Source organism: Streptomyces sp. NPDC056734 (genome assembly GCF_042790455.1).
Classification (GTDB): Bacteria; Actinomycetota; Actinomycetes; order Streptomycetales; family Streptomycetaceae; genus Streptomyces.
This window is the reverse complement of sequence record NZ_JBHTZD010000010.1, coordinates 207402-214234: the sequence shown is the minus strand read 5'-3', so window position 1 is coordinate 214234 and position 6833 is coordinate 207402. Positions and strand designations below refer to the sequence as shown.

At 71.8% G+C, this 6833-nt stretch carries 8 protein-coding genes; 4 read left to right on the top strand and 4 right to left on the bottom strand.

What is annotated here, in order from left to right:
* Positions 1 to 293: 293 nt before the first annotated feature.
* Positions 294 to 1091 (top strand): site-2 protease family protein, encoded by a 798-nt coding sequence (locus ACFRFC_RS17705; protein ID WP_382686242.1) that lies wholly within the window; start codon positions 294 to 296, stop codon positions 1089 to 1091.
* Here the strand turns inward: ACFRFC_RS17705 and ACFRFC_RS17700 are convergent.
* From ACFRFC_RS17700 to ACFRFC_RS17690, 3 genes are all read right to left on the bottom strand, one after another.
* A complete protein-coding gene (locus tag ACFRFC_RS17700) occupies positions 1081 to 1269 on the bottom strand; it encodes a hypothetical protein (RefSeq protein ID WP_382686240.1) in 189 nt (62 codons plus the stop codon). The genes ACFRFC_RS17705 and ACFRFC_RS17700 overlap by 11 nt on opposite strands.
* 103 nt (positions 1270 to 1372) lie before the next feature.
* Positions 1373 to 2095 (bottom strand): NADPH-dependent F420 reductase, encoded by a 723-nt coding sequence (gene npdG / locus ACFRFC_RS17695; RefSeq protein WP_382686238.1) that lies wholly within the window; start codon positions 2093 to 2095, stop codon positions 1373 to 1375.
* Positions 2092 to 3237 (bottom strand): exo-alpha-sialidase, encoded by a 1146-nt coding sequence (locus ACFRFC_RS17690; protein WP_382686235.1) that lies wholly within the window; start codon positions 3235 to 3237, stop codon positions 2092 to 2094. The genes npdG and ACFRFC_RS17690 overlap by 4 nt, the downstream gene beginning before the upstream one ends.
* 119 nt (positions 3238 to 3356) lie before the next feature.
* Between ACFRFC_RS17690 and ACFRFC_RS17685 the strand changes: the two genes are divergently transcribed.
* A complete protein-coding gene (locus ACFRFC_RS17685) occupies positions 3357 to 3959 on the top strand; it encodes a hypothetical protein (protein WP_382686233.1) in 603 nt (200 codons plus the stop codon).
* A gap of 60 nt (positions 3960 to 4019) precedes the next feature.
* Entirely contained in the window at positions 4020 to 5369 is a 1350-nt protein-coding gene (locus ACFRFC_RS17680) for an MFS transporter (protein ID WP_382686230.1), read from the top strand.
* A gap of 167 nt (positions 5370 to 5536) precedes the next feature.
* Here ACFRFC_RS17680 and ACFRFC_RS17675 read toward each other — a convergent pair whose 3' ends face one another.
* Positions 5537 to 5776, bottom strand: a complete 240-nt coding sequence (locus ACFRFC_RS17675) for a hypothetical protein (RefSeq protein WP_382686228.1) — start codon at positions 5774 to 5776, stop codon at positions 5537 to 5539.
* A gap of 58 nt (positions 5777 to 5834) precedes the next feature.
* On the opposite strand from ACFRFC_RS17675, the gene map reads away from it, so the two are divergent.
* Positions 5835 to 6692 (top strand): type I methionyl aminopeptidase, encoded by an 858-nt coding sequence (gene map / locus ACFRFC_RS17670; RefSeq protein WP_382686225.1) that lies wholly within the window; start codon positions 5835 to 5837, stop codon positions 6690 to 6692.
* Positions 6693 to 6833 lie beyond the last annotated feature (141 nt).

Sequence of the window (6833 nt, the reverse complement as noted above, 5' to 3'; positions counted from 1 at the left end):
GGATGGGGGCTGGTCGCGCCCGCGCGGCGGAGCCGCATGTCGATACAGCCCCGCGCCCCTTGGGTGGGTCGGGGTGGGCGTTTCTTGGGTCGTGCCGTCGATGGGGGCTGGTCGCGCCCGCGCGGCGGAGCCGCATGTCGATACAGCCCCGCGCCTCTTGGCGGCGTGCCGTGGTCGTTTCTTGATCCTTGCCGTCCCTGAGGGCACCGGGGTCCCCGTGGATTTCGGGAACAGGCATGCTGGGGGAGGTCAGTTCGCGTTGTCGCCCGTTTCACAGCTCTGGAGTCCCCCGCATGCCCCTTGCCCTCAGCCGTGCCGAGCGGCGGATCAGTCCGGTGTTTCTTGGGATCGTCGCCGTTACGGCGGTCACGGGGTGGGCTACCTGGACGCGGTTCGCCGAGCAGCCGGGGATCGCCGTGTTCCTGTTCGTGACCGGGGCGTGGATCGTGTCGCTGTGTCTGCACGAGTACGCGCACGCCCGGACCGCGCTGCACAGCGGGGACATCTCGGTGGGCGCCAAGGGCTACCTCACGCTCAATCCGCTGAAGTACACGCACGCCCTGCTGAGCATCGTGCTGCCGGTGATCTTCGTGATCCTGGGCGGGATCGGGCTCCCCGGCGGCGCGGTGTTCATCGAGCGGGGGCGGATCCGGGGGCGCTGGAGGCACAGTCTGATCTCGGCGGCCGGGCCGCTGACGAACGTACTGTTCGCGATCGTGTGCACGGCCCCGTTCTGGCTGGACGCGCTGTCGGGTGTGCCGGCCGACTTCCGGTACGCGCTGGCGTTCCTCGCGCTGCTCCAGGTCACGGCCGCGATCCTGAACTTCCTGCCGGTGCCGGGGCTGGACGGCTACGGGGTGATCGAGCCGTGGCTGTCGCACAGCGTCCGGCGTCAGGTGGAGCCGTTCGCGCCGTTCGGGCTGCTGTTCGTGTTCGCGCTGCTGTGGGTGCCGTCGATCAACGGAGCGTTCTTCGACGCGATCGACGCCCTTCTCGGGGGGCTGGGGATCAGCGAGGTCGAGAGCTACTGCGGGCGCGATCTGTACCAGTTCTGGCGGGAGTCGGACCCGTACTGCGGGCTCATCCCGTGACCGTCGGCCCTCGCCCGGTGGCCTTGCCGCGCTTGAGGTAGTACCACGCCATATTGGACGACAGGCCCGCCAGCAGCACCCAGACGATCCCCAGCCAGCTGCCCTGGACGAAGGAGACGACGGCGGCGGCGACGGCGAGGACGCAGACGATCACGGCGTAGAGGGCCAGGCGGGACATGGGGTGCGGCTCCTGTCGGGGCGGGGCGGGAGTTTGTCCCGGGGGACACGGTTCGCGGCGGCCGGGTCCTGCGCCGGCGCGCTCCCCAGTGTCCCCCATCGGCTCAGATGTCGGTGACCCGGAGCCCGGCGTGGGCCTTGTAGCGGCGGTTGACCGAGATCAGGTTCGCCACCAGCGACTCCACCTGGTGGGCGTTGCGCAGCCGTCCGGCGAAGATGCCGCGCATGCCGGGGATCCGGCCGGCCAGCGCCTGGACGATCTCCACATCGGCGCGCTCCTCGCCGAGGACCATCACATCGGTGTCGATCCGGTCGATCTCGGGGTCTTCGAGCAGCACCGCCGAGAGATGGTGGAAGGCGGCCGTGACCCGCGAGTCGGGCAGCAGCGTGGCGGCCTGCTGGGCGGCACTGCCCTCCTCCGGCTTGAGCGCGTAGGCGCCCTGCTTGTCGAAGCCGAGCGGGTTGACGCAGTCCACGACCAGCTTCCCGGCCAGCTCCGCGCGCAGCGACCGAAGCGTCTCGCCGTGGCCGTCCCACGGCACGGCGACGATCACGATGTCACTGCGCCGGGCGGTCTCGGCGTTGTCGGCGCCCTCGACGCCATTGCCCAGCTCATCGGCGGCGGCGACGGCCCGCTCGGCGGCCCGGGAGCCGATGATCACCTTCTGTCCGGCGCGGGCGAGCCGGTGGGCGAGGCCCTTGCCCTGCGGCCCGGTCCCGCCGAGCACCCCGACGACCAGCCCGGAGACATCGGGCAGGTCCCAGGGATCCTTGGCGGGGGCCTTCCGGGGGGCGGGATCGGTGGCGGCACTGTCGGTAGAGGTCATGGCCCGACTCTACGTCCGCCCCTGTCGTACCCGCCGGTGAGGCGTGTCACCGAGACCCGCCGGAAGGCGATCCGCTCGTACGCCCCGAAGTCCCCGGTCTCGTACAGCAGTCCGAGGGTCCGGGCGTCGACGCGCGCCAGGTCGGAGTAGGCGGCGGGCAGTCCGTCGGCGGTGAACACCGGCTCCCAGGTGGTGCCGTGGTCGTAAGAGGCGCGGATGGTCAGCAGGGCGCGGAAGTCATGGAGCGCGGGGCCCGCGTAGAGCAGGACGTCGGGGTCGCGCAGCTGGAGCACGCTGCCCTGGCAGACGGGGGCGGTCAGCCCGGCCTGCGGGCGGAAGGGCAGGACGAGGGTCCGGCCGCCGTCCGTGGAGTGGGCGTCGGCGCGGGTGCCGGGCGAGCGGGAGTCGTTGCGGGCGTTGAAGTAGACGCGGCCGTCGGGGAGTTCGGCGGCCATGGTCTCGTTGACGTTGATGTATCCGTTGGTGTTCTGGTCGAGATAGCCGAGGTACCAGCTCTCGCCCCGGTCGTCGCTGAGCAGGCAGTGACCGCTGTTGTACTGCGGTTCCGTGCCGGTGCCGCCGGGCGTGGGCGGCAGGGTGTGGTTGCCGGGGACGACGACCCGGCCGCCGGTGAGCTGGATGCCGTGGCCGGGGGTGGTGGCGTACCAGCGCCAGCCGGGCTTCTTGACCTGCTTGGTGATGTCCCGGGCCGGGGACCAGGTGCGGCCGTCGTCGTCGCTGTGCCGCACCCAGACCCGGCGTCCGTCGGCCTCGGAGACCTGGCCGCGCAGGATCAGGTCCTCGGAGGCGGCGGCGGAGGAACGGACGTGCACCAGCAGGATCCGGCCGGTGTCCAGCACCACCGGTGCCGGGTTGCCCGCGAGTCCGGCCCCGTTGTCGGCGGCGACCTGGAGCGGGCCCCAGCTGCGACCGCCGTCGGTGGACCGCTTCAGGACGATGTCGATGTGCCCCCAGTCCTTCGAGGACTCGACCCGCCCCTCGCAGAAGGCGAGCAGCGTGCCCGACGCGGTGGTGACGAGCGCCGGGATGCGATAGCTGGCATACCCCTCGCGCCCCGCACGGAAGGGGACGGTCACCTCGGGGGCGGGGGGTGGGGTGGGCGTGGGGGTGGGGGTGGTCATGCGCGGCTCCTGGTCTGGGGGGATGGTTGCTGAGCTGGCAGGGGTGGCTGTCCCCAGGTCGGGCGAATTCGGGGTGAACTCCGGATCACGAGTGGCATGTTGCGGCAGTATGCGGGGCTATGGACGCCGTCAGGGTCGCGCTGCTGCGCGAAGTGCTCGCCGGGACCGAATGGCTGGGGGCGACGCGCGGCTTCGCGGGCGCGTTGCGTGGATCGGTGGTGTCGCACGGGGGCGGGCTGCTGCTGGTGGGCACCCGGGAGTACGAGCCCTGGCATCTGGCGGCCCATCTGGTGGACGAGGCCGCCTGGTCCGGTACGCCGGAACTGGCCCCGACGCTGGTACGGCACGCCGCGCGTCCCTCGGACCCGGCGCACCTCGCGGTCGGCCTGGGCCGGATCGAGGCGGCCCGGCGCGGGGAGACGCTGCTGGTGGTGGCGCCGGAGCGGCCGGACGCCCCGCTCCTGGAGCGGGTGCACGACGCCCGCCGGGCCGGGGTGACGGTCCTCGCGCTGGGCTCCGGGGAGCGCGAGCTGTGCGGGATGGCCCATGAGGCGCTGGCCGTCCCGGCGACCGGGGAACTGGACCTGGACACCGTCCAGCACCTGGTCAGCGCGGCGGCGGGCGAGAACTGCCTGCCCACCCCGCGCGGCCGACGCCGGCTGCGGGACCGGGTGTCGAGGCTGGCGGACCATCTGACGGCCCCGCCACCGGCGCGGTGGTGACCGACCCGAGGTCGAAATCCTGTTGCACCATCCATTGACCGCCGGGGACGATGCCGGTTCGTGAGTGCTGAACGCCCCCCAGCGGTGGATGGATCCCCCGCCGCCGAATCTCCCTCCCGGCTGCGGGCCCTGCTCCCCGACCTCTCCCCCTGGCACTCCTCGGCGGACTTCCGGCGGCTGTGGCTCGCGGGACTCATCACCAACTTCGGGTCCTTCCTGACGTTCGTCGCGCTGCCCGTGCAGATCAAGGAGCTGACCGGATCGGCGGCGGCGGTGGGCGCGATCGGCGCGGTGGAGCTGGTGCCGCTCATCGTCTTCGGGCTGTACGGGGGTGCGCTCGCGGACGCGCTGGACAAGCGCAAGCTGATCGTGCGGACCGAGGTCGGACAGGGCGTGCTGGCGGGGCTGCTGCTGGTCAACGCGATGTTGCCGGAGCCGATGATCTGGCCGCTGTACGTGGTGGCCGCCCTGTCCGCGAGGCTGGTCTCGGTGCAGCGCCCGGCGCTGGACTCGCTGTGGCCGAGGATCGTCCCCCATGAGCAGTTGCCGGCCGCCGCGTCGCTGAACGCCCTGCGCTGGACCGTGGGCGGGGTCGCGGGCCCGGCGGTCGCCGGGGTGGTGGTGGCGTACGCGGGGCTGGGCTGGGCCTATGCGGCGGATCTGCTGACGTTCGCCGTGTCGCTGGTGCTGCTGTGGCGCATCACCCCGTCCCCGGCCGGGCTGGAGGCCGTGAAGCCCTCGCTGACGGCGATCTGGGCGGGCGCCCGGTACGCCTGGAGCCGTAAGGAGCTGCTCGGCACCTACGCGGTGGACCTCGCGGCGATGTGTCTGGCGATGCCGCTGGCGGTGCTGCCGTTCCTCGCGGACGAGTTGGCGGCGCCGTGGTCGCTGGGGTTGATGTACGCGGCGATCCCGTTCGGGTCGATGCTGATCGGGCTGACCGGGGGCTGGACCTCGCGGATCCATCGGCACGGGCGGATGGTGGCCGTGTCGGCGGCGCTGTGGGGTGCGGCCATCGCGTGCGCGGGGCTGACCGGGAACGTATGGCTGGTGCTGCTGTGTCTGACCGTGGCCGGGGCCTGTGACATGGTCAGCGGGATCTTCCGCTCGGCGATGTGGAACCAGACGATCCCCGATCAGCTGCGGGGGCGGCTGGCCGGGATCGAGCTGCTGTCGTACTCCGTCGGCCCTCAGCTCGGCCAGGTCCGCGCGGGTGGTGGCGCCGCCTGGCTGGGGGTGCGCGCGTCGGTGTGGTCCGGGGGTCTGCTCTGCGTGGGCGCGGTGGGGCTGCTGGCGCTGTGCCTCCCGAAGCTGATGACGTACGACGTCCGCACGAATGCGCATGCGCGGGCGTTGCGGGAACGGCGGGAGGGGATGACCGGCGGGGCGGCGGCGGAGGCGGCTGCCTAGCGGGGGCGTCGGGGTGCGGGTCGAGGGGGGCGCTCACCCGTGCCGCCCTGCGGCACGACTGCCCGCGGTCACGGGAGGCGGGGCGGCAACGCCCTGCTTTTCAGGGGCGCGGGGAACTGCGCGACCAGCCCCCACGGACCCGCACCCACCGAACCCGCCCCCGCCCCTCAGTCCTCGTCCCGCTCCCCCGCACCCCCGGCAGGGGCATCGTGCCAGCGAGGGTCCGTCTCCCATGCGAGGTTTCGTTCCCGGGCGGAGTCCATCGCGTGCTCGGCCTCCGCGCGGCTGGTGTAGGGGCCGAAGCGGTCCTTGCCGGGGCACTCCGGCCCCTCCTCGACCTTCTGGTGCTCCAGGCAGTAGTACCACTCACCCGGTTTGCCGACCGTGCGCTTCTTGAACAGGGCCATGAGCGGCTCCTTTCGCCTCTGACATGGTCCCCCATGCCCGCTGGTTAGACTCGCTGGCATGTCTGGCCAGTCGCTGCTCGTCCCAGGGGAGCTGTCTCCCACCCGTTCCGTACCCGGAAACATCCGGCGCCCGGAGTACGTCGGCAAGCCCGCGCCGGCCCCGTACACCGGCCCCGAGGTGCAGACACCGGAGACCGTCGAGGCGATGCGGATCGCCGGCCGGATCGCCGCGCGGGCGATGGCGGAGGCGGCGAAGCTGATCGCGCCGGGCGTGACCACGGACGAGCTGGACAGGGTGGCGCACGACTACATGTGCGACCACGGGGCCTACCCCTCCACCCTCGGCTACCGCGGCTTCCCCAAGTCGCTGTGCACCTCGGTCAACGAGGTCATCTGCCACGGCATCCCGGACACCACCGTCCTGCGCGACGGCGACATCGTGAACCTGGACGTGACGGCGTACATCGGTGGCGTGCACGGCGACAACAACGCCACGTATCCGGTCGGGGACGTGGACGAGGAGAGCCGGCTGCTGGTGGAGCGGACCCGGGAGTCGCTCGCCCGTGCGATCAAGGCGGTCAGGCCGGGGCGCCAGATCAATATCATCGGCCGGGTCATCGAGTCGTACGCCAAGCGCTTCGGGTACGGGGTGGTGCGGGACTTCACCGGGCACGGCATCAGTTCCGCCTTCCACAGCGGGCTGATCGTCCCGCACTACGACAGCCCGCACGCCACGACCGTGATCCAGCCCGGGATGACCTTCACCATCGAGCCGATGCTGACGCTCGGGACGCACGAGTACGACATGTGGGACGACGGCTGGACGGTCGTCACGAAGGACCGCAGGCGCACCGCGCAGTTCGAGCACACGCTGGTGGTGACGGACACGGGCGCGGAGATTCTCACGCTGCCGTAGCCGTACCGGTGCTCCCGGCCCGCTCCCTGGCGGAATCCTTGCGGATTCGTTCCGTTCCAGGGGGCGGGCCTTTTGCGTTCCCCCGGAGTACTATTTTTACCGACAGGCCGTCGGCAAGTTTGCCGACAACCAGTCGGCAAG

What these genes read in the sequence shown, in the direction of transcription:
- ACFRFC_RS17705 (WP_382686242.1), top strand. Translation starts at nt 294, where the DNA reads ATGCCCCTTGCCCTCAGCCGTGCCGAGCGGCGGATCAGTCCGGTGTTT.
- ACFRFC_RS17700 (WP_382686240.1), bottom strand. Translation starts at nt 1,269, where the DNA reads ATGTCCCGCCTGGCCCTCTACGCCGTGATCGTCTGCGTCCTCGCCGTC.
- npdG (WP_382686238.1), bottom strand. Translation starts at nt 2,095, where the DNA reads ATGACCTCTACCGACAGTGCCGCCACCGATCCCGCCCCCCGGAAGGCC.
- ACFRFC_RS17690 (WP_382686235.1), bottom strand. Translation starts at nt 3,237, where the DNA reads ATGACCACCCCCACCCCCACGCCCACCCCACCCCCCGCCCCCGAGGTG.
- ACFRFC_RS17685 (WP_382686233.1), top strand. Translation starts at nt 3,357, where the DNA reads ATGGACGCCGTCAGGGTCGCGCTGCTGCGCGAAGTGCTCGCCGGGACC.
- ACFRFC_RS17675 (WP_382686228.1), bottom strand. Translation starts at nt 5,776, where the DNA reads ATGGCCCTGTTCAAGAAGCGCACGGTCGGCAAACCGGGTGAGTGGTAC.
- map (WP_382686225.1), top strand. Translation starts at nt 5,835, where the DNA reads ATGTCTGGCCAGTCGCTGCTCGTCCCAGGGGAGCTGTCTCCCACCCGT.